This is a genomic window from Bacillus sp. AFS041924 (assembly GCF_002577195.1).
Classification (GTDB): domain Bacteria; phylum Bacillota; class Bacilli; order Bacillales; family Bacillaceae_G; genus Gottfriedia.
In genome coordinates this window covers 1-21964 of sequence record NZ_NULG01000145.1, presented here as the reverse complement: position 1 = coordinate 21964, position 21964 = coordinate 1, and the positions used below count along the sequence as shown (strand labels likewise).

22 protein-coding genes are annotated in these 21964 nt (G+C 33.1%); 3 read left to right on the top strand and 19 right to left on the bottom strand.

All coding sequences use genetic code 11. The features are described 5' to 3' along the window. Window positions 1-627: 627 nt before the first annotated feature. The 8 genes from COC46_RS21505 to COC46_RS21470 all read right to left on the bottom strand — a co-directional run bounded on the left by COC46_RS21505 (window position 628) and on the right by COC46_RS21470 (window position 10369). Entirely contained in the window at window positions 628-807 is a 180-nt protein-coding gene (locus COC46_RS21505) for a hypothetical protein (RefSeq protein WP_098811931.1), read from the bottom strand. Between the two features lie 134 nt (window positions 808-941). Beyond that, window positions 942-1382, bottom strand: a complete 441-nt coding sequence (gene dtd, locus COC46_RS21500) for a D-aminoacyl-tRNA deacylase (protein ID WP_098811930.1) — start codon at window positions 1380-1382, stop codon at window positions 942-944. A 14-nt stretch (window positions 1383-1396) separates the two neighbouring features. Then, window positions 1397-3592 (bottom strand): RelA/SpoT family protein, encoded by a 2196-nt coding sequence (locus COC46_RS21495; protein ID WP_098811929.1) that lies wholly within the window; start codon window positions 3590-3592, stop codon window positions 1397-1399. A 162-nt stretch (window positions 3593-3754) separates the two neighbouring features. Then, complete coding sequence (locus COC46_RS21490) at window positions 3755-4267, bottom strand: adenine phosphoribosyltransferase (protein ID WP_098811928.1); 513 nt, start codon at window positions 4265-4267, stop codon at window positions 3755-3757. Beyond that, window positions 4267-6618 carry a single-stranded-DNA-specific exonuclease RecJ gene (recJ, locus tag COC46_RS21485; RefSeq protein WP_098811927.1) on the bottom strand — a complete coding sequence of 784 codons (2352 nt, stop codon included), beginning with the start codon at window positions 6616-6618 and terminating at the stop codon, window positions 4267-4269. Before recJ ends, COC46_RS21490 begins: the two co-directional genes overlap by 1 nt. Window positions 6619-6657: 39 nt before the next feature. Next, complete coding sequence (locus COC46_RS21480) at window positions 6658-7569, bottom strand: cation diffusion facilitator family transporter (RefSeq protein WP_098811926.1); 912 nt, start codon at window positions 7567-7569, stop codon at window positions 6658-6660. Window positions 7570-7750: 181 nt separating this feature from the next. Further along, entirely contained in the window at window positions 7751-9988 is a 2238-nt protein-coding gene (secDF, locus tag COC46_RS21475) for a protein translocase subunit SecDF (protein WP_098811925.1), read from the bottom strand. Between the two features lie 102 nt (window positions 9989-10090). Further along, window positions 10091-10369, bottom strand: coding sequence for a post-transcriptional regulator (locus COC46_RS21470; RefSeq protein ID WP_098811924.1), 279 nt, complete (start codon window positions 10367-10369; stop codon window positions 10091-10093). 154 nt (window positions 10370-10523) lie between these two features. Here COC46_RS21470 and spoVB point away from each other — a divergent pair, with 154 nt between their 5' ends. Then, window positions 10524-12080, top strand: coding sequence for a stage V sporulation protein B (gene spoVB / locus COC46_RS21465; protein WP_098811923.1), 1557 nt, complete (start codon window positions 10524-10526; stop codon window positions 12078-12080). Window positions 12081-12194: 114 nt separating this feature from the next. Here the strand turns inward: spoVB and COC46_RS21460 are convergent, their stop codons facing one another. After that, window positions 12195-12845, bottom strand: a complete 651-nt coding sequence (locus COC46_RS21460; protein WP_098811922.1) for a DUF421 domain-containing protein — start codon at window positions 12843-12845, stop codon at window positions 12195-12197. A 228-nt stretch (window positions 12846-13073) separates the two neighbouring features. Between COC46_RS21460 and COC46_RS21455 the strand changes: the two genes are divergently transcribed. Then, entirely contained in the window at window positions 13074-13457 is a 384-nt protein-coding gene (locus COC46_RS21455) for a TIGR04086 family membrane protein (RefSeq protein WP_098811921.1), read from the top strand. Between the two features lie 126 nt (window positions 13458-13583). Here COC46_RS21455 and yajC read toward each other — a convergent pair whose 3' ends face one another. The 6 genes from yajC to ruvA all read right to left on the bottom strand — a co-directional run bounded on the left by yajC (window position 13584) and on the right by ruvA (window position 17966). Then, a complete protein-coding gene (gene yajC / locus COC46_RS21450) occupies window positions 13584-13859 on the bottom strand; it encodes a preprotein translocase subunit YajC (protein WP_098811920.1) in 276 nt (91 codons plus the stop codon). A 27-nt stretch (window positions 13860-13886) separates the two neighbouring features. Beyond that, window positions 13887-15026 carry a tRNA guanosine(34) transglycosylase Tgt gene (tgt, locus tag COC46_RS21445; RefSeq protein ID WP_098811919.1) on the bottom strand — a complete coding sequence of 380 codons (1140 nt, stop codon included), beginning with the start codon at window positions 15024-15026 and terminating at the stop codon, window positions 13887-13889. Window positions 15027-15046: 20 nt separating this feature from the next. Next, window positions 15047-16075 (bottom strand): tRNA preQ1(34) S-adenosylmethionine ribosyltransferase-isomerase QueA, encoded by a 1029-nt coding sequence (queA, locus tag COC46_RS21440; RefSeq protein WP_098811918.1) that lies wholly within the window; start codon window positions 16073-16075, stop codon window positions 15047-15049. Between the two features lie 72 nt (window positions 16076-16147). Then, window positions 16148-16345 carry a DUF2905 domain-containing protein gene (locus COC46_RS21435; protein ID WP_056472616.1) on the bottom strand — a complete coding sequence of 66 codons (198 nt, stop codon included), beginning with the start codon at window positions 16343-16345 and terminating at the stop codon, window positions 16148-16150. Continuing rightward, entirely contained in the window at window positions 16342-17343 is a 1002-nt protein-coding gene (gene ruvB / locus COC46_RS21430; RefSeq protein ID WP_098811917.1) for a Holliday junction branch migration DNA helicase RuvB, read from the bottom strand. Before ruvB ends, COC46_RS21435 begins: the two co-directional genes overlap by 4 nt. 5 nt (window positions 17344-17348) lie before the next feature. Then, entirely contained in the window at window positions 17349-17966 is a 618-nt protein-coding gene (gene ruvA, locus COC46_RS21425) for a Holliday junction branch migration protein RuvA (protein ID WP_098811916.1), read from the bottom strand. A 162-nt stretch (window positions 17967-18128) separates the two neighbouring features. On the opposite strand from ruvA, the gene COC46_RS21420 reads away from it, so the two are divergent. Next, window positions 18129-18683, top strand: a complete 555-nt coding sequence (locus COC46_RS21420; RefSeq protein ID WP_098811915.1) for a GNAT family N-acetyltransferase — start codon at window positions 18129-18131, stop codon at window positions 18681-18683. Window positions 18684-18845: 162 nt separating this feature from the next. On the opposite strand, the gene COC46_RS21415 is transcribed toward COC46_RS21420, so the two are convergent. From COC46_RS21415 to COC46_RS21400, 4 genes are all read right to left on the bottom strand, one after another. After that, window positions 18846-19358: a BofC C-terminal domain-containing protein gene (locus tag COC46_RS21415; RefSeq protein ID WP_176545247.1), complete on the bottom strand. Its 513-nt coding sequence runs from the start codon at window positions 19356-19358 to the stop codon at window positions 18846-18848. A gap of 248 nt (window positions 19359-19606) precedes the next feature. Next, window positions 19607-20065 (bottom strand): GNAT family N-acetyltransferase, encoded by a 459-nt coding sequence (locus COC46_RS21410; RefSeq protein ID WP_098811913.1) that lies wholly within the window; start codon window positions 20063-20065, stop codon window positions 19607-19609. A gap of 23 nt (window positions 20066-20088) precedes the next feature. Beyond that, window positions 20089-20688: a TetR/AcrR family transcriptional regulator gene (locus COC46_RS21405; RefSeq protein WP_098811912.1), complete on the bottom strand. Its 600-nt coding sequence runs from the start codon at window positions 20686-20688 to the stop codon at window positions 20089-20091. Window positions 20689-20990: 302 nt separating this feature from the next. After that, window positions 20991-21752: a YhcN/YlaJ family sporulation lipoprotein gene (locus tag COC46_RS21400; protein WP_098811911.1), complete on the bottom strand. Its 762-nt coding sequence runs from the start codon at window positions 21750-21752 to the stop codon at window positions 20991-20993. Window positions 21753-21964: the final 212 nt, after the last annotated feature.

Sequence of the window (21964 nt, the reverse complement as noted above, 5' to 3'; positions counted from 1 at the left end):
AACTTTTGGGGTGCACTTCTGTTTTTATTTGCGATTTCCGGTTTTTATTTGCGGTTTCCAGTTTTTAATTGCGATTTCCGGATTTTATTTCCTGTTTCCAGTTTTTATTTGCGATTCCTCATTTTTATTTGCGATTCTCAGTTTTTAATTGCGATTCCTCATTTTTATTTGCGATTCTTAGTTTTTATTTGCGATTCCTCATTTTTATTTGCGTTTCTCTTAATTTAATTGGGATTCTCAGTTTTTAATTACGATTCACAGATTTTATTTCCGGTTTCCAGTTTTTATTTGCGATTCTCCATTTTTAATTGCGATTCTTAGTTTTTATTTGTCATTCCTCATTTTTATTTGCGATTCTCAGATTTTATTTGCGATTCCTCATTTTTATTTGCGATTCTCAGTTTTTATTTGCGATTCCTCATTTTTATTTGCGTTTCTCTTAATTTAATTGTGATTCTCAGTTTTTAATTACGATTCACAGATTTTATTTTCGGTTTCCAGTTTTTATTTGCGATTCCTCATTTTTATTTGCGATTTCCGGATTTTATTTGCGAATCACCTTTTTTAATTATGATTCCTCGTTTCCAAAACTAATCAAAATAAAAAAACCATGGTACACACCATGGTCTAATGAAAAGCTCTTATAGTCGATTGAATACTTTCGACTGATCCGTCAATGAAATACATTAAGCCATAGTAAACTAGAATGATTAAAATAACAAAAAAGAGTGCTTTAAAGAAACTTTTGAGGATTGTAAACAAAATTACACCAGCGATGAGAATCAAGACGATTGTAATTATGTCCATATAGTGACCTCCTCTGAATTCTTTGTGGGAACCCCTGTACTTCAGTATATTCGCAATAAGAAGTTATTATTTTAAAAATTAATTCTAGTAAAAAAAATTCCCCCTTTTTAATGAAAAAGGAGGTAAGAAATTATTTATTTACTTTCAATCATAATTGTAATTGGTCCCCAGTTTGTAAATGTTACATCCATATCTGCTCCGAAAATACCAGTCTGTACTTCATATCCTTGTTCACGTAAATATGAATTAAAATATTCATATAATTCGTTTGCCATTTCTGGCTTAGCAGCATCTGTGAAGCTTGGACGTCTTCCTTTTCTCGTATCACCATATAGAGTGAATTGAGAAACAGATAGAATCTGGCCTCCAACATCATTTAATGATAAATTCATTTTTCCAAGTTCATCTTCAAAAATTCTGAGATTAACTGCTTTGTCGGCACAATATTTAACATCTTCAATTGTGTCTTCATGTGTAATTCCAACTAGCAATAATAATCCTTTAGGTATTTGACCTACCACTTGTCCATCTACTACGACTTTTGCTTCTTTTGTACGCTGTAATAATACTTTCATGATGGCACCTCCTATTAGTGGAAAATTCGTCTCACAGAGTATATGTCTGGAATTTGTTTAACCTTATCCACTACTTTTTGCAGGTGGTTAATATTACGAATAGACAAACTCATTGTAATAGTTGCCATTTTATTTCGGTCATTTTTACCGGTTACTGAAGAGATATTTGTTTTTGTTTCGTTTACAACAGAAAGAACTTCATTTAAAAGACCACGACGGTCATATCCAAAGATTTCTATATCGACGTTATAATCGCGTTCAAATGTAGGACTTTCCTCCCAATCCACTTCAATAAAACGATCTTCTTCACTATCATTTAACATGTTAACACAGTCGCTTCTATGAACTGAAATACCTCTGCCTTTTGTGATATAACCAACAATATCATCACCAGGTACGGGATTACAGCATTTTGAAAGACGAATTAATAAATTATCTACACCTTTTACAGAGATACCAGCATCTTTACGACGTGATGGAGCTTTTTTAAGATCCGAAGAAAGTTCTTTTAGACGATCTTCTAGCTCGACTTCAGTACGTTTTCGGAATTTATCTGTTAAACGGTGAGCAATTTGTGTTGCAGTAATACCATTATATCCAACCGCCGCGTACATATCTTCTGCATTAGAGAAATTAAATTTCTCAGCGACGCGTTTTAAATTTTCAGACGTTAATACTTCTTTTAAATCACATTCTAATGCTTTAATTTCTTTTTCAACTAATTCCTTACCTTTTTCAACATTCTCTTCTCTTCTTTGCTTTTTAAAATATTGACGTATTTTATTTTTAGCATGAGAAGACTGAGCGACCTTTAACCAGTCTTGACTAGGGCCATATGAATGCTTCGAAGTCATAATTTCAACGATATCACCGGTTTTAAGCTTGTAATCAAGTGGTACCATTTTTCCATTTACTTTTGAACCAATCGTTTTATTTCCGATTTCAGAATGAATTCGGTAAGCAAAATCGATTGGGACTGATCCTAATGGTAATTCAAAAACATCACCTTTTGGAGTAAATACGAAAACCATATCAGAGAATAAATCCATTTTAACTGATTCCATGAACTCTTCTGCATTAGTAGAATTATCTTGCCACTCGATAATTTCTCGGAACCAACTTAATTTATTTTCTAAAGATTTTTGTGAAGGAAAATTTGCATTATCTTCTTTGTATGCCCAGTGCGCTGCAACCCCATATTCAGCAATTTGATGCATTTCTTGGGTTCGAATTTGCACTTCTAGTGGTTCACCTTTTGGTCCTATTACTGTCGTATGAAGAGATTGATATAGATTTGCCTTAGGCATTGCAATATAATCTTTAAATCGACCTGGCATTGGTTTCCAGCATGTATGAATAACGCCTAAAACAGCGTAGCAATCTTTAATGCTATTAACAATTACACGTACGGCTAATAAGTCATAAATCTCGTTAAATTGTTTATTTTGCTTAGCCATCTTATGATAAATGCTATAGATATGCTTAGGACGTCCAGAAATTTCTGTTTTAATTTCGACATCTTCAAGTTGAGTTGAGATTTCGTTAATTACCTCTTCTAAGTATTGCTCGCGCTCTGCTCTTTTTCGCTTCATTAAATTAACGATTCGGTAGTATTGTTGTGGATTTAAATAGCGTAAAGCTGTATCTTCAAGTTCCCACTTTACTTTACTAATCCCTAATCGATGAGCTAAAGGTGCAAATATTTCTAACGTTTCATTCGCAATACGCATACGTTTTTCTTGTGGTAAGTGTTTTAACGTTCTCATATTATGAAGGCGATCGGCTAATTTAATTAATATTACTCTCAAGTCCTGTGCCATCGCTACAAACATCTTGCGATGATTTTCAGCTTGCTGTTCTTCCTTCGACTTAAACTTAATTTTACCTAACTTTGTTACACCATCCACAAGCATAGATACTTCTTTGCCAAATTGGTTTTCTAAGTCCTCTTTAGAAACTTCAGTATCTTCTACTACATCATGAAGAAACCCTGCACTGATGGTTGTAGCATCCATCTCTAAGCCAACAAGTATACCTGCTACTTGAACTGGGTGTATGATGTATGGTTCTCCAGACTTACGAAATTGCTCGCTATGTGCGTCACGAGCATATTCATAAGCACGTTTAATAAACGCCACATCATCTTCTTTTAAATAATGGGACGCTTGCTCTAAAACCTGTTCTGCTGTCAAAACTTGCTCAGTAGCCATTTAATCACCTTAAATCATTATTTCTTTTATTATCATGAAAATTTCGTTTTTTGTAAAGCAGGAGTCGTCAAATTTCATTTTTTTTTGCAGATTCTTTATAGAAAAAGAGCACTCTGATGATTCAGAGTACCCTGCTAAGATAACATTATCATATGTTAAATATTAATAAGTCATTAGTGTAAATATATCATAGCCATCTAATTTTTTACGACCCTCTAAGTAAGAAAGCTCGATTAAGAAAGCAATACCGACTACGATGCCACCTAATTCTTCAACTAGTTTGATTGTTGCTTCAATCGTACCACCAGTAGCTAATAAGTCATCAGTAATTAGTATACGTTGACCTGGTTTAATCGCATCTTTATGCATTGTTAACGTGTTTGTACCGTACTCTAAATCATAGTTGTAGCTAATTACTTCGCGAGGTAATTTACCTGGTTTACGTACAGGTGCAAAACCGATTTCTAGAGCGTAAGAAATTGGACAACCAACGATAAATCCACGAGCTTCTGGACCAACTATTAAGTCTACATTTTTTTCTTTCGCATAAGCTACAATTTGATCTGTTGCTTCTTTATAAGCTTTTCCATCATTCATTAATGATGAAATATCTTTAAACTGAACGCCTTCTTTAGGCCAGTCCGGTACGATCGTAATATAATCTTTTAAATTCATTAAATAAGTGCCTCCCCATTTTCGGAAAAATGACTTTTCATATTTTGAAAAAATGTAGTTAATTCATCACATTTTGAGTACAGAAATAAACGTTCTAGTTCAATACTAGCTAATTTTTTTGCATAGGTATTAGATAAAGAGAGATCTTTCTTCTCAGTTTGTGGTAACAAACGAATTTTCCCATCATCTATTGTAACAAATTCTAAATCAAAAAACACTTTTGTCATAAAATCAACTTGTTCTTTTTTCCATCCCATCTTACGACATAATGCCACTTCATACAAGTTCATGTCAAATGGATTGGTATTTGCTAAGATTGAATAGAATTTTTTAAAACTTTCTCTACTTGGAATTGGTGAGAAGAAATGTAATTCTTCTTGATTAAAAACTAAGTAAATGCGTTCTGATAAACCGTTTTGAAAAACCTCTTTTAAATGATTTTCTGAACTAGGCAAATCAAGTAGGATTATATAATTTTTTTGAATATTAATATCTAAGTTTAGTACATCTTCATACGAAATAAACGTTGAAACAGGATATTTCGTTTTTAAATTTTCATAATCATTAGATGTTTGATGTAAAAATATAAATTTTTCTTCGTTTGCTGGCAATGTTAATCGATGTGGTTCTTGACCTCTTAAGTCAAATAACTGCCAATGATTTACTTTAATATCATGAATCATTATCTGTGGTTTTCGTTTACCGTTCCATTCGTTAATAGAAGCCATTCCTAAGCAAGAAACTTTTGAGCCAGTAGCAATTTCATTTGCAACATGTCCAAATCCAAACCCTACAGCATCTAAAGAAGTAACATCATCTTTTAGCTGTACTTTAAGATGTGCCCCCTCATTACCAATTTGTTTAATATTAAGAGCATCAACATCGTTTATTTCTATAACGGGTTTTGGATTATGCATTCCAAAAGGAGCCAACATATTTAATTCATTAATAAATGAAATTGAAACTTCGCTAGCCTGGCAATTTAAATCCACTTCTTTTAACGGGATAAAATCTTCATCAGTCATAATTTGATCTGCAAACTCATTTAAACGATGTCTTAATAGCTCAACGTCTTCAATCGCTAATGTCATACCTGCAGCAAGCGTATGCCCTCCAAAATGAGGTAGAATATCTTTACATTTTGTTAAGTTCTCAAATAAAGAAAAACCTTCGATGCTTCTTGCTGAACCTTTTGCTATTCCTTTTTCTCGATCGATACTTAGTACAATTACTGGTTTGTAAAAGCGATCAACTAATTTTGACGCAACGATTCCAACTACTCCTGCATTCCAGCCTTCTTTTGCTACAATAATTACTTTGTTTGAACAAGAAAAATCCAATTCATTAACCTGTTTTATTGCTTCTTCTGTCATTCGTGAAACTAATTCTTGTCGTTCCTTATTTAAAATTTCAATTTGTTCTGCTCTGGATCTAGCAAGTTCTCGATCATTTTCTAAAATTAAATCAACCGCAGGCTTTGCATCTCCAAGTCTACCAACTGCATTAATTCTAGGACCAATTGCAAATCCTATTGTTTCTTCACTAATTGAATCTGTTGAAGTTCCACTAATTTCAAGTAGTGCTCTTAGTCCAGCACGCTTTGTTTGTTTTAATTGTCTTACACCTTTTTTTACGATTAAACGATTTTCGTCTACCAATGGTACTAAATCGGCAACCGTACCAATTGAAACAAGTTCCAAATATTCTTCTGGTTCTCTACCTAGTAATGCAGAAGAGAATTTAAATACAACCCCTACACCTGCTAACTCTTTAAAGGGATAGTCTGGGCTCAGCTTTGGATGAATAATGGCAATTGCGTTTGGTAATTCTTCCGGTGGCTCATGGTGGTCTGTAATAATTACATCCACACCTAGTTCATTTGCATAATTAACTTCCTCTGCTGCGGAAATGCCTGTATCTACTGTTATGATTAATGAATAGCCCTGTTCTTTCGCCCATTTAAACGCATTCTTATTAGGGCCATACCCTTCAGTAAAACGATTTGGTATATAGAAATCTACTTTTGCTTCTAGTTCGATTAATGTTAAATACAATACCGAAGTACTGCTAACACCATCTGCATCATAATCGCCAAAAATTAATATTTTTTCTTTTTCTTCAATCGCTTGAAAAACTCTGTCTATTGCAATGTCCACACCCTCTAATAAAAACGGGTCATGAAAGCTCATTTGATCTTCATATAAAAACTTACTTGCTGCTTCTACTGTATTAAACCCACGAGTGATAAGTAGTTTAGCTAATAGAGGGGAAATCTGTAATTCTTTACTTAATAATTGCTCTTCTTGTTGATTCGATAATTTCTGTTTCCAACGTGCTTTTGATTTTAACAATACTCTCACCCCTAACTGTACTATTATACTAAAGTAAACTTATTGGATGAAAGAGTTATTTTTATCATTATATGGATTAATATGGACAAACACATTTTCTACATCTTTTTGTTCCATCAATTTAGCTTTAACATTTTTCCCTATCTTGTGTCCTTCTTCTACCGTTATATAAGGATCTACAGAAACTTTAATATCTATAATGACGTAATATCCGTGCTCTCTCGCATAGAGAGTATTTATCTCCTTAACTCCTTCTATCTTTCTAACGACTTCTTTGTATGGCTCTACATCTTCTTCATGAAGAACATGATCCATTGTTGTATGTATTGATTCCGCTCCTATATCCCAAGCCATTTTTAAAATCATAATTGCTACAATAAGACCAGCCGCAGGGTCTGCATAATATAGTACTGGCATATTTAATTTAGTACCTAAAATTGCTATTCCTATACCAACCATAGCTGCAGCAGACGAGTATACATCAGAACGGTGTTCATATGCATTCGCAATGATAGCGTCACTATTTAATTTCTTTCCTAAAGCGAATTTATAGCGAAACATCCATTCTTTTAAAAAAATTGATATAAATGCCGCAAGCAAAGCAATTAACTCTGGTGGATGAACAGGTTTAAAAAATGCAGTTATGGAAGATTTGGTTATTTCAATTCCAACAATAAATAATAGTACTGCAACAATAATTGCAGCGATTGACTCTGCTTTTCCATGACCATAAGGATGGTCTTCGTCTGGTGGCATTTTGGCTGCTCTTAAACCAAATAAAACCGCTAATGAGCCTACTACATCTGATGCAGAATGAACTGCATCGGCCATTAACGCTTTACTGTTTCCAATATATCCGATTATTGCTTTAACAATTGCTAGAAGTAAATTTCCATATATTCCGATATAAGCCCCTTTCTTGGCTTCTTTATAACGCTCTTCTTGATTCATATACTTTACCTACTCCCTTTGTCTAACGCTAAAAAATTGAACAATTTAAGAAAAATACTAAATAACACATTATATTAGTATCTTCAATTCAGAATGAATCTAATACAAAAAATGCCTCACTTTATCTTATTTAAACTGCACACAAAAAAAGAGTATAAGCATAAGCCTATACTCTTTCAAATTATTTAGCTTCTTCAACATCAATTACTTGGTTTTTATCAAGTTGACGACCTTTAATAAATAACCAAATTTGTGAAGCGATAAAGATTGATGAATATGTTCCAACAACTAAACCTACTAATAATGCAATTGAGAAGTTTAGAATTGCATGACTTCCGAATAAAAGTAATGCAAGAACCGCTAGCAATACAGTAAGTACTGTTTTAACTGAGCGTCCTAAAGTTTGACGAATTGAATCATTTACAACTTCATTCAATTCTTCTCTAGTACGAATTTTCTTCTTAAGCTTCATATTCTCACGAACTCGGTCAAATGTAACAATCGAGTCATTTATTGAATAACCAACAATTGTAAGAACCGCTGCGATGAACGTTATATCTACTTCTAATCTAAAAATACTAAACACTACAATGATGAAGAATGCATCGTGTAGTAGGGCAATTACTGATGCAATTGCATATGAGAATTGGAAGCGTAACGATACATAAAGAATAATACCTGCTGACGCGATGATTAATGCTTTAATTGCATTAGCCGCTAATTCTCGTCCTACAATTGGATCAACTGTGCTAACGTTTGGTTCTACCCCAAATTTAGTTGTAAAATCCTTTTTCAAATCTTTAATTTGATCTTTTGTTAAAACACCCTTAAACACGATTGAACCTGTTTTTGCATCATTTGTAGAAACAGTAATACTTTCAGGTTCTAAGTCCATTTTTGTTAATTCATTTTTTACAACTTGTTTTGTAACAGCCGTTTTAGATTCATAGGTTACACGTGTACCACTAGCAAAATCAATCCCTAAATTCAGACGGAATACTGAAAGTAGAATTACACCGATAATAGTAGTAATAATTGAAAAATAAACAAACTTACGACCAATGCTAACAAAATCGACTTTATCATATTTTGTAGGAGGATGTGCTAAATTATGATTTAAACCTAGAATTTCACTTTGTTTAATACCAAACCAAGTTTTCTTATTGTTTAAATAACGACTTTGAACTAATAAAGAAAGTAATAAACGAGTTCCAAAAACCGCAGTTAAAAAGCTTACTAAAATACTTACAATTAAACTTGTAGCAAATCCTTTTACTGAGCTTGTTCCAAAAATGAATAATACGACAGCAGCAAGTAGCGTTGTAATATTGGCATCAAAAATTGTTCCAAATGAACGCTGATTACCTGCACGATATGCTGATGCAACAGATTTCCCTAGTTTAAGCTCGTCTTTCAATCTTTCAAAAGTAATAATATTATTGTCAACCGCAATACCAACTCCAAGTATTAAAGCCGCTATTCCTGGAAGCGTTAATACCGCATTCATAGCATCAAATACAAGTAAAGTTACGTATGTATATGCTATTAACATGATGCTTGCAATCAAACCTGGTAAGCGATAGAAATATAACATAAATAAGAATATTACTGTTACGCCAATCATTCCTGCAAAGATTGTTTCATTAAGAGCATCTGTTCCAAATTTTGCACCGATTGATGTTGAATACATTTCTTCAAGATGCACTGGAAGAGCCCCAGCATTTAATAAGTCTGATAGTTCTTTTGCGCTTTCAACTGTAAATGTAGAACCTACAATCGAAAGTGAATCCTCTGTAAATACTTGATTTACGCTAGCTGCAGATAAGAATTTAGGTTTTGCTTTCGCTGATTCTTTTTTAAAAGAATCTTCACCTTCTTTAAAATCTAACCAAATAACCATCATATTATTTGGTGCGCCCATTTGTAACACTTTACTTGTTACATCTTTAACCTTACTAGCATTCTTAAATGTAATCGATACACTAGGTTTACCCATTTGGTCAAATGTTTGCTTTGAAGCACCTTCTTTTAAATCTGCTCCAGTCATTAGAACCTTATCATTTACGTCACGAATTGTTAAGTTCGCTTCTGTCGAAAGAATATCACGTGCTTTAGCTTGGTCTTTTACACCAGCCAATTGTACACGAATACGATCTTTCCCTTCGATTTGAATGTTTGGTTCACTTACCCCTAATACGTTTACACGCTTTTCAAGGGCTTTTGCTGTACTTACTAAGACATTTTTGTTAATTTTGTCGCCTTTCTTAATCGGCTTAACTTTATAAAGTACTTCGAAGCCGCCCTGTAAATCAAGACCAAGCTTAATGTTTTTCGCAGTACCAAATACAGTCGTTCCGATTACTGCTGCTAATACAGCAATAATTAAGAAGAAGGCAACAATCCTGTTACGCTTCACCATGTTGTGAATTTCCTCCTCTAACTAGTTCAAGTTCTAGTACGAAATTGGTATGTTTTCATTCTTTTATTATACAAATGCAATTTTTTCATTGTCAATTAATGGTTAAACTGACTCCCCAAACTGCCATGCAGGAGATTTAAATGCTTCGATTCGAATATAATTCATATAATCGTTTACAGTTAAAGAGAGTATGTCTTCTACCAATTGAAAAAGCCTAGGTTCATCCTCTTTTTTTCTCCAGATGGTTTTTACGAGGCATTCCCATAAGTCATCCTCACTGACAGTATCAAATCCAAGCATTCTAAATTCATCCAATTTACTTTCAAATACTACTTGAAGCGTAGGTTTAAACTCTGCAGCTTGCTGATGAAATGTCGACATACTCTTCCCCCCTAATTTTCTGTATTTTTAGAAAAATGATGTTAGACCTTGATTCATTTCCTAGTTGTTGAACTAACTTGTCATGCTTGCCTACATTTCTAGCATATATATAATTGTAAATCATTCTAGGCTGTTTGAGAAGGTGGTAAAAGTAATGACAAAGCAAACGTTTTTAAGAGGAACGTTTTTTTTACTTATTGCAGGTCTAATCACAAGAATATTAGGATTTTTTAATCGTATTGTCGTAGCAAGAATTATGGGTGAAGAAGGCGTAGGATTATTTATGATGGCAGTCCCGACACTGTTTTTGGTCATGACACTTACACAACTCGGCTTACCAATTGCCATCTCAAAATTAATTGCAGAAGCAGTTGCTCAAAATAGACAAGATAAGATAAAAAAGATTTTAGCAGTCTCAATGTCAATAACTGGCATATTAAGTATTATTTTTACAACAGCGATGATTTTTTTAGCCCCTTTTATTGCTAAAAATCTATTAACGGATGCAAGGACTATGTACCCATTAATTGCTATTGCACCAGTTGTTCCGATTATCGCAATTTCTTCTGTTTTACGTGGCTATTTTCAAGGCGTACAAAACATGCGTCCTTCTTCCTTTTCCCAAGTTATTGAACAAGTTGTACGAATAGTACTAGTTGCAGTTTGTACTAAAACCTTTTTACCATATGGAGTTGAGTTTGCCGCAAGTGGCGCGATCATATCTTCAGTATTAGGGGAATTAGCATCTTTAATTTATATGCTTTATGTTTTTAAAAAGGAAAAAAATGCGAAGTTCCTTTCTGGATTTAAAAACAATCTTAAAGATGGCAGAAAAACACTTAGTGATCTGTTAAGTATCGCGCTACCAACAACTGGAAGTCGATTAATTGGATCAATTTCAATGTTTTTAGAACCAATAGTTGTCTCACAAAGTTTAGCACTTGCAGGGGTAACCGCAGTTGTAGCTACTAAACAATATGGATTACTTTCAGGATACGCTTTACCTTTATTACTTTTACCAGCCTTTATTACTTATGCACTATCTACCTCACTTGTCCCTGCGATTAGTGAAGCAATGGCTAAAAAGGATCGTGTAACTGTTGAAAGAAGATTACAGCAAGCACTACGATACTCGATGATTGCAGGTGGCTGGTCTGTCGTTGTTTTATATGTTTTTGCTTCACCAATTTTAACGCTAATGTATAAAAGTGACCAAGCTACACATTTTATATTACTTTTAGCACCGTGCTTTATTTTTTACTATTTTCAAGGTCCACTACAAGCTGTCTTACAGGCACTTAACCTTGCGAATTCCGCTATGATCAATAGCTTTATTGGATCGGTCGTAAAAATTTCTAGTATATTATTACTAGCTACAAATCCAAAGTTTGGAATTAACGGTGTTGCCTTAGCTATGAATATCAGCATCGTAACGATAACTGTTCTACACTATTTCACTGTATTAAAAGCAATCAATTTTTCAATCTTCGTTAAGGACTATGTTTATTGTTTAATCATTTTAGGTATCTGTATTTATGCTGGAAAATTCATCAAGGAGTACGTAGTCTTTTCACCCTCACTATTAGTACAAACCTTAGTAAGTATTTCAGTGGTCACATTAATGTATATCTTGTTAATACTATTATTTAATTTAGTGAAGAAAGACGAAATCATCCGAATCCCATTCTTTAAAAAGTTAATTATAAGATAATAAAAATGTGAATAGTTATAGTAAACTTTTTCATTTTACAAAAGCCACAAGGTAATTAATACTTTGTGGTTCATTGTATTATTTTTGCTCTTCTTGCTTTCCATAGCTTCTTAATTATTTGTCTTTCCTATCAAAAAAAAGTTCTTCACCTCGTATACTACAATAAGATACTTGACTAAAATCATCGTAACCATGTTTTTTTAATTGCTGCAATAACCATTGTTTGTCTTTCTGGTACTCATTCAAATTATCCTCTTGAACGGCACCGTCTAATATTAACGGAAATGTGAGTGAACTATAATTTAAATCGCCATTTATTTCCCTTTTAAATATTGATAATTTGCCTGTAGGCTCAAGGATTGCATAATCGACATCTCTTACATCTCCAATATCCTTCTCTCTTAATTGGAGTAATAGGTCGTCGAATGTATATCTCTGTTTTTTCATTTCTTTCTCTAATACTTTTCCCTTGCTAATAATCAATACTGGATGTCCATCCAATATTTTTCTAAACTTAACACTTTTTAAGGAAATTAGAGAAAAGATTATTTGGATCGCAACAATTAAAAACATAGGATAAATCACTTTTATGATCGGCTCATCATGGGTCTCGATTCCGATAGCTGCTATTTCAGTCAGCAATATATAAACAACTAAATCTAATAAACTTAACTCTCCAATTTCTCTTTTACCCATTAAACGAAAGAAAAACGCAATGATTAAATAGATTGAAATGGTACGAATTGTCATTGATCCAAATTCCATTTACTTACCCTCACATCCAAAACTTTGTTGATTTTCAAAGATACCCGTTTACTACTAAGATGACGCTTAAAACCTACAAAATGAGTTTAAATAACACTAATTTTCCATAAAGAAAATAATAGTAGAATTTTGTTCATAATTTTACTATTTGTAATTGCACTATAAGTATTCTAAAAATTCATCTCATGAATATGCTTGTATTAAAAGAGTGTACAAGGGGGAATATGAATGAAAAAAACAGCAGTAGCTGTCTCTTTTGGTTTTTTAACTATTTTATTATTAGTATTGTCAATAAGTTTAATTTTATCATTATTACTTAGACTAACATCACTTACAGAAGCTAGTGTTACTACAACAACTCTTATCCTATCATTTATCGTTATGTTAATTGGTGGTTTTGTTACAGGAGCAAAAGGGAAAGAAAAAGGCTTGATTCTTGGATTCTTAACAAGTGGAGCATACTCTATATTTGTATTTTTTGTACAATTTCTTGGATATGATCGAACTTTTTCAAAAGAGCAATTGATGTACCATGCCATTTTCATAGCGATCTGCATGTTAGGATCAATTTTTGGAGTAAATACTGCAAGTAATAAATCGTATAATAAATAAAACTCATCGTTTGACGAGCCTTAGAAGACGTACCGTAGGAATTAAATCGAATACAATCTTATCATAAAAACAAAAACGCTAGTTCCCAAAAGGAACTAGCGTTTCTTACGATACGATTAATTAAAATTAAGCTTGTGCTCTTTTTTCACGAATTGCATTTCTTTCAAATACCATACGTGATCCATCAGCAGTTTTTAATGTAATTGTATTATTTTCTTCGTTAACTGCGTCAACTAATCCGTGTAATCCACCGATTGTTACAACCATATCGCCTTTACCAATACCAGCTTGCATAGCAGCTGTTTGTTTTTGGCGCTTTTGTTGTGGACGGATTAATAAGAAGTAGAAAATTACGAACATTAATATTAGTGGTAAAATTCCACCTAAAGATCCTAAGTTCATTAATATCTTCCTTTCAATATGTAAATTTTAGAAGTTCCTAGCGTTCGGCTTATTAAAACCGTATTGTTCAAAAAATTCTTCTCGGAAATCACCTAAACGGTCTTCGCGGATTGCTTGGCGAACTTGTTCCATTAATTGTAACAGAAAATGTAAGTTATGGTAAGTAGTCAATCGCATTCCAAACGTTTCTTCACACCGAATTAAGTGACGAATATATGCTCTTGTATAGTTTTTACATGTATAACAATCACAATTTGGATCTAGTGGCGAATAATCCTCTGCATATTTTGCATTTTTAATAACTAAGCGACCTTCACTAGTCATACATGTACCATTACGTGCAATACGGGTTGGAAGTACGCAGTCAAACATATCTACTCCTCGAATTGCTCCATCAATTAATGAATCAGGAGAACCAACACCCATTAAATATCTCGGTTTGTTCGTAGGTAGTAAAGGTGTTGTAAACTCTAATACTCTATTCATTACATCCTTTGGTTCACCAACTGAAAGACCACCAATTGCATAGCCTGGGAAATCTAAAGAAACTAAGTCTCTTGCAGATTGTTTACGTAGCTCTTCATATTCTCCACCTTGTACGATTCCAAATAAACCTTGATCTTCTGGTCTTTGATGAGAATTTAAACAACGCTCTGCCCATCTGCTAGTTCTTTCCACAGAACGTTTCATATAATCATACTCAGCAGGGTATGGTGGACATTCATCAAACGCCATCATAATATCAGAGCCTAAAGCATTTTGAATTTCCATTGCTTTTTCTGGAGAAAGGAATAATTTATCACCATTTAAGTGATTTCTGAAATGTACGCCTTCTTCTTCAATTTTTCGGAATTGGCTCAAGCTAAATACTTGGAAGCCTCCAGAATCTGTTAAAATTGCTCGATCCCAGTTCATAAATTTATGTAAGCCACCAGCTTTTTTAATAATTTCATGACCAGGTCTTAACCATAAATGGTAAGTATTGCTTAAAATTATACCTGAGCCCATTGCTTTTAAATCTTCAGGTGCCATTGTTTTAACTGTAGCTAAAGTCCCAACAGGCATAAAAGCTGGAGTTTCAAATGAACCATGTGGAGTGTGGACGATTCCTAGTCTAGCACCTGTTTGCTTACAAGTTTTAATATGTTCATAACGAATTGCTGTCATTTTTCGATTCCTTTCAATTCTTAAAGTATTAACATTGCATCGCCAAAGCTAAAAAAGCGGTACTTTTGATCTACTGCTTCTTTATAGGCAGATAAAACTGCTTCTCTTCCAGCTAAAGCACTAATTAGCATAATTAGTGTTGATTTTGGTAAATGGAAGTTCGTAATCATCCCATTAATTCCCATAAATTTATATCCTGGGTAAATGAAGATAGACGTCCAACCACTAGACCCTTCAAACTTGCCATTATTAGCTGTAGCAATCGTTTCAACTGTTCGAGTAGAAGTTGTCCCTACAGTTAAGATTCGACCACCGTTTGCTTTCGTTTCATTTAAAAGAACAGCTGTTTCATCAGACATATAGTAATATTCCGAATGCATATCATGTTCTTCAATTGATTCTACACTTACTGGTCTAAACGTCCCTAACCCTACGTGCAAAGTAATAAATGCTAACTTTACACCTTTTTCTTGAACTTTTGCTAAAAGCTCCTTCGTAAAATGTAAGCCTGCTGTCGGTGCAGCCGCTGAACCAATTTCTTTTGCAAATACAGTCTGATAACGATCTCGATCTTCCAATTTTTCTTTAATATATGGAGGTAGTGGCATTTCTCCAAGTTGATCTAGAATCTCATAGAAGATTCCATCATACTGGAACTTTAATTTTCTTCCGCCTTGATCACTTGTACCTACACATTCTGCTTTTAGTCTGCCATCTCCAAATAAAATAATTGTACCTTCTTTTACTCTCTTAGCAGGCTTAACTAAAGTTTCCCATACATCCTGCTCTTCTTGTTGAAGTAATAATACTTCTATTTGGGCACCCGTATCTTCTTTCTCACCAAATAATCTAGCAGGCATAACTTTTGTTTCATTTAATACCAAACAATCTCCCTCTTGTAAATAATCTAACACATCTGGAAACTGTTTATGCTCTACATTACCCGACTCTTTATGTAATACCATTAGTCTCGATGCTTCTCGATCCAACAAAGGAGTCTGAGCAATCAATTCCTCAGGTAAATCAAAATCAAATAAATTTACATCCATTTCTACACACCTCGTAAATTTCAGAACAAGGAAAAGGTAGACCTTTTCCCTACTCTATTCATTCCTGCTCCTCTATTTTCTCCCAAAAAGCGAAAAAATAAGAGAGAGCAATATACTTATGATAATACAAGTTACAATTGGAAAGTAAAACGATACATTTCCTTTTTTAATAAAAATATCGCCTGGCAGTTTCCCAACAAATCGGATAAACAATCCAACTACTAATAATATAATTCCTAATGTAATCAATATTTTTGATAGATCGATCATTGCTTTGGCACCTGCAATCCGAAATGTTTATACGTTAAATCTGTAACGATTCTTCCTCTAGGAGTTCGTTGAAGAAATCCAATTTGAAGTAAGTATGGTTCATATACATCTTCAATCGTTTGTGATTCTTCTCCAATCGAAGCTGCAATTGTATCAACCCCAACAGGACCACCTCGGAATCGTTCGATTATAGCTAGTAGCAATTTATGATCGATATGATCTAGCCCTGCTTCGTCGACCTGCATTTGAATTAAAGAGTTTTTAGCTATTTCAAATGTGATAATTCCACTGCCTTGAACTTGAGCAAAATCTCTAACTCTTCGTAATAAACGGTTTGCAATTCGAGGGGTACCTCTCGACCTTCTAGCTACTTCTAATGTTGCTTCCTTTTCAATTCCCATTCCAAATAACTCTGCTGTTCTTTTAACGATTAATGCAAGCTGTTCAACTGTATAAAACTCTAATCGATTTAATACACCAAAACGATCCCTAAGTGGTGAAGATAGAAGACCTGCTCTAGTTGTAGCACCAATTAATGTAAATGGTGGTAAATCAATTCTTACTGACCTAGCAGTTGCATCCTTCCCAATTACGATATCAAAGAAAAAGTCTTCCATAGCAGGATATAGTACTTCTTCTACTGTACGAGGTAATCGGTGTATTTCATCAATAAATAATACATCACCTGGTTGAAGTGACGTCAAAATAGCAGCTAGATCTCCGGGACGCTCAATCGCTGGTCCTGACGTTGTTTTAAATCCAACACCTAATTCATTTGCAATGATTGCTGCTAATGTGGTTTTTCCTAATCCAGGAGGACCGTATAATAGAACATGATCTAAAGACTCATTTCGCATTTTTGCAGCTTCAATAAAAACTTGCAAATTCTTTTTAACTTTATCTTGCCCTATATATTCTTTTAAAGTTTGAGGCCTAAGTGAGAGCTCTTGATCAAATTCCTCACCACTACTTTCACCTGATAAAATTCGGTCATCCATTTCCATCACCTCTTAGCTTGCAATAGTAATTGAAGTGCTTTTTTAATATATTCATCAGTTGAAAGTGTTTCATTCTTCAATAATGGTACGATCTTTTTAATTTCTTTTTCTGCATAGCCCAATGCTTTTAAAGCTTCAATTGCATCATCTAATGAAGATGCTGCGTTTTCCTTTTCTTCGATAGCATCTAGGTCAGTGAATAAATCCACTTGAACTGCTCCAAAGACCTTTTCAAGCTTTCCTTTTAAATCAAGAATCATTTGCCTTGCCGTCTTTTTACCGACACCTGGGAATTTCGTTAAAAATACTTCATCCTCTTCCTCAATCGCTTGAACGATTTGATTTGGCTCTCCAGTCGCAACAATTGCCAACGCACCTTTAGGTCCAATCCCTGACACACTTAACAATTTTTGAAATAAAGTACGTTCATCAAGTGTTTTAAAACCATATAACATCATAACATCTTCTCTTACATAAAGATGTGTATAAACTTTTAAGATTTCATTTGAAGGTCTAAAAACATATGGATTAGGTGTAAATAACTGATAGCCCATACCATTATGATCAATCACTATATACTCAGGTCCAACCCAATCTATCTTTCCAATTATGTATTCGTACATGGTTTTCTCCCCTTTTTACATGTATTCCATTGTACCATATATAGAAGAAGGAAAAAAATAGTCGGCTGTCGAAAATAAAAATTTTATACATATGATTTAACACCAATTTTATTTAAATGATAAATACGTATTACATTAGAATATGAATAAGGAGGCCATTATTTGAACATATTTCCAATCCTTACAACCGAGCGTCTTTATTTAAGAGAAGTAATAGTCACTGATTTAAACCGAATGTTTAATATCGTATCAAGAGAAGACGTCATGATGTATTATGGTTTAGATGCACTCAAAAATAGTAGTGAAGTAATGGACTTAATTCATTACTTTAGAGAGATGTATGAAACCCGTAAAGGAATTCGTTGGGGAATAATCGATCAAGAAACAAACAAATTAATCGGCACATGTGGATTTAATGCCCTTCAAGAACGAAACAAAAGAGCTGAGGTTGGCTATGAGCTGCACCCGGACTATTGGAGAAAAGGTTTTGCTACTGAAGCTGTTAAAGCATTATTATCTTATGGATTTGATATTCTACAACTAAATCGAATTGGTGCCATCGTATATCCAGAAAATCTACCATCCCAGAAACTTCTGGAAAAAATTGGATTTACGAATGAAGGTTTATTACGGGCGTATTTAATACAAGGTAGTACAGTACATGATACATTTGTTTATTCAATATTACGAAGCGAATGGGATCATGTCAGGAAATAGCTAAATCAAATTTTAGAAACCACGAAATAAAAGTGATCACAAATATAGATTGACTAAAAATAAGCCACAAAGAGAATCCTTTACCTTGTGGCTATTTGAATCGTTTATAGCGGCCGATACAAAAGGACCATAAACAATCAATATCTATAAAAACTTTGAAATTTAATTTACGATTCTTTCATACTCTTTTAAGTAATGTAATAGATAATCGTAATGATTTTTTGTCGAAATTTTAATCCCTTTCTCAAGTTCCTTTTGTTTATTTACTTCTAATTTATTCGTATCTATTTGAAAGAAAGATTCAATAATATTATCTCCACTTGGCATGCCAATATATAAATTCAACATTCCATTTGAATTTATTCCAAAATAACCTTTCGACTTCAAAGTAGGAGAAAGATCATTTATCTTTTTCATCAGTACAATTTGATCATCATTTTCTTCTATTACTTTCCAACCCTTAAATTCCTTTTTAACTTGGGCTACTGTTTTATGTTGATTAATATAAATTTCTTCAATCACTTCACCGTTTATATAAATCTTATGTAAAATGACCGTAATTCCCTTATTAGTAGAACGATGATGATTAATATTATGAGAAGCTGCCAATGTTTCAGTTTGTGCCGGTATTAATAGAGCTAGTAAACAAACAAATAATAAAATAAACTTATTCACAAACATCCACTCCTTTAGACAAATTCATACAAGCTTTTTTAGTTTGACCATTCTGTTTATCTTTATCCAAGTTGTTACAAAAAAACCTAAAGATCTATAGTCTTTAGGAAGAGGGGATGATATACAAATTTAATGTGTTAATGAACCTTAATCTAATTTTAACATTTAACTATAAAATGTTTTGCAATCAAATATGAATACTTATTGAATAAATAACTTACCACTCATGTTCTCCAACTCTTAAACTTTTAATTGCCCATTGAATTTTCGAAAACAGAAATAAAAAAATTTGGAGCTACTTCAATTTTTTTCTGAATTTTAAATCCAGAAGATTTATATAAGTTAATAGCCGGGGAATTATCTGTACCTGTCGTAACTATTATTCTTTTATTCCTGGCAATTTCCTTTAAAAAATGATTCACTAATTTTTTAGCAAAGCCTTGCTTAAAGTAACTAGGATGTACAACCAATCTACAAATTTGATATTCCTTCTCGTTCTCTGAGTAAGATAAAAATCCCTTTAACTCATTCTCGATCATATAACCGATAAAGATTTCATTTGAAGCTCTAATACTTTCAACATTGTCATTTAATTGAGGAATACCTTCAAAATTAATTAATTTAGCCTCTACTTTATATGCAGGTAGCTGTACACCTAAAATTAAACTTGCGGTGTTTATATCTTTATTATCTAATCTAACAATCAAGTTTTCTCCTCCTAATCCCAAAATTAAATACTGAATCCCTGTTTATTTTCCTTGCCTGGCTTTTTAGATAAACCATTTAAGATATAAAAGTTAAATAACTCAGTAATTTTTTTAGGACTTAACGCTTCGTGTTCTTTTTCCCAATCAATTTTAAGTGTTGTATAAAGTCTGAACATAATTAAAGCAGTGATTTCTGGGTCACATTCAACGATTTCGTTCTTCGTTATTGCTTCTTCAATCTTTTTCTGTATGTATAGGATGATTGAATTATTTAATCTTTTTAAAGCGTCATGTACGACAGTTGTTCCAATTTCTTTTTGTTCTTGAAGTAACTTTATTGTTAATTCATGATCATTATGAAAAGCAATAAAAACTTCAATCCCTTTATGAGCTTTTTCAATAAATGAATCTTCATCACGAATAGATTGTTCTGCTAAAAATCTCATTTCATTAATCAAATTATTGATGATTTCATCAAACAATTCTTCTTTATTTTTGAAAAAAGTATAGATTGTTCCCTTCCCAACATTTGCCTGTTTTGCAATTTGACTCATTGTAGTTGCTTTATAACCAAAAATGGTAAATGACTTTGTGGCAGCTTCTAAAATATTTTGCTTTTTCAAAAAAAACTCACCTCAAGTTCCTAATTTAACTAATTGACCGAGAATGAAATTTGGTCAATATAAAAATCACTTTATCATATTGTTTCGTCGTCATCAAACGAGTTTGTTTAACTATTCTAAATATGAACTGGAAGAAGTATTTACATTGAAATTAAAAAGGAGATGCTCATCAGTAATCCTGACTTCAGAGACATCCCCAAAAATTTAATGAAAGAGTGATCCCTATACAATTAGACTGAAGGAAGAAGCAAAAGCGCTACTTCTCCTTCAGTAAAGAGACACCATCCAAACTGATATAGAGTTTATCGGTTCGGATTTGCCGCATCTTTAACATCATTTTTTACATTACGATACAGATGTTTAACATTTTCTTTTGTATCGTATAATACATTTTTTGTAGCGTTTGGAATGTTATTTAGATTATTTCTAATTGTTCCATCGAACGTTACATAAACTTTTTTGCCGCTAGTGTATGGTGATAAATTATCTTTGATTTGTGATCGTAAAGTATTTTCATCAACATTCTTATTTACTAAGTCTACTGCAACTAGGACTTGGTCACCAACAGCAATCGTGTTTGCGCTGGCTACATTTGACATTTGTTCTACTCGATTTGAAATTTGGGCTGCAAACTTTCTTTCACCTTCGCTCATATTAGTGTTTGTACTAATATTTGTATACGGTATAAGAGGAGCAGTATTCAAATCGTTATTAAAACGTACTTGATCCATCGTGTAGTTTCTATTCGTATTATTGACATTTCTTCCGTATGTTCCGTCATGGATAATGCCATCATTAGAATATTCGCTACTTAAACCTTCATTTATTCGATCATTTCCATAATGATTATTGTTCTTCGTGAAATAATCTTTATTATTTGGATAATTTACGTTTTCATAACGATTATTAACCGCGTAAGGGTTAGTTGGTCTATTGAAGTCCACTTTTTCATAACCAACATTTCTTTTATGGTCATTCATTGCATTATTATCTGTTCCACAAGCAGTTAATGATAATGCAGCTAACACTGTACCTGTAGCAACGATAAGACCTTTTTTATTCAATATAAAACCCTCCCTTTAATGACAGCTAATTGCAATACTCAAATGTATTACAAAGTTAGGTTGACCTTTTCAGGAGGATTTTAAATTGTTAATTGATGGTTCAAAACTCATAATAAGTAAAAAAGCTTCTCATGACTTGTTAATTGAAGATGTTTTTTTTAACTCCAATTAATACCTGTAACAAATTTGTTTATAAAGAAAACTCGCCGATT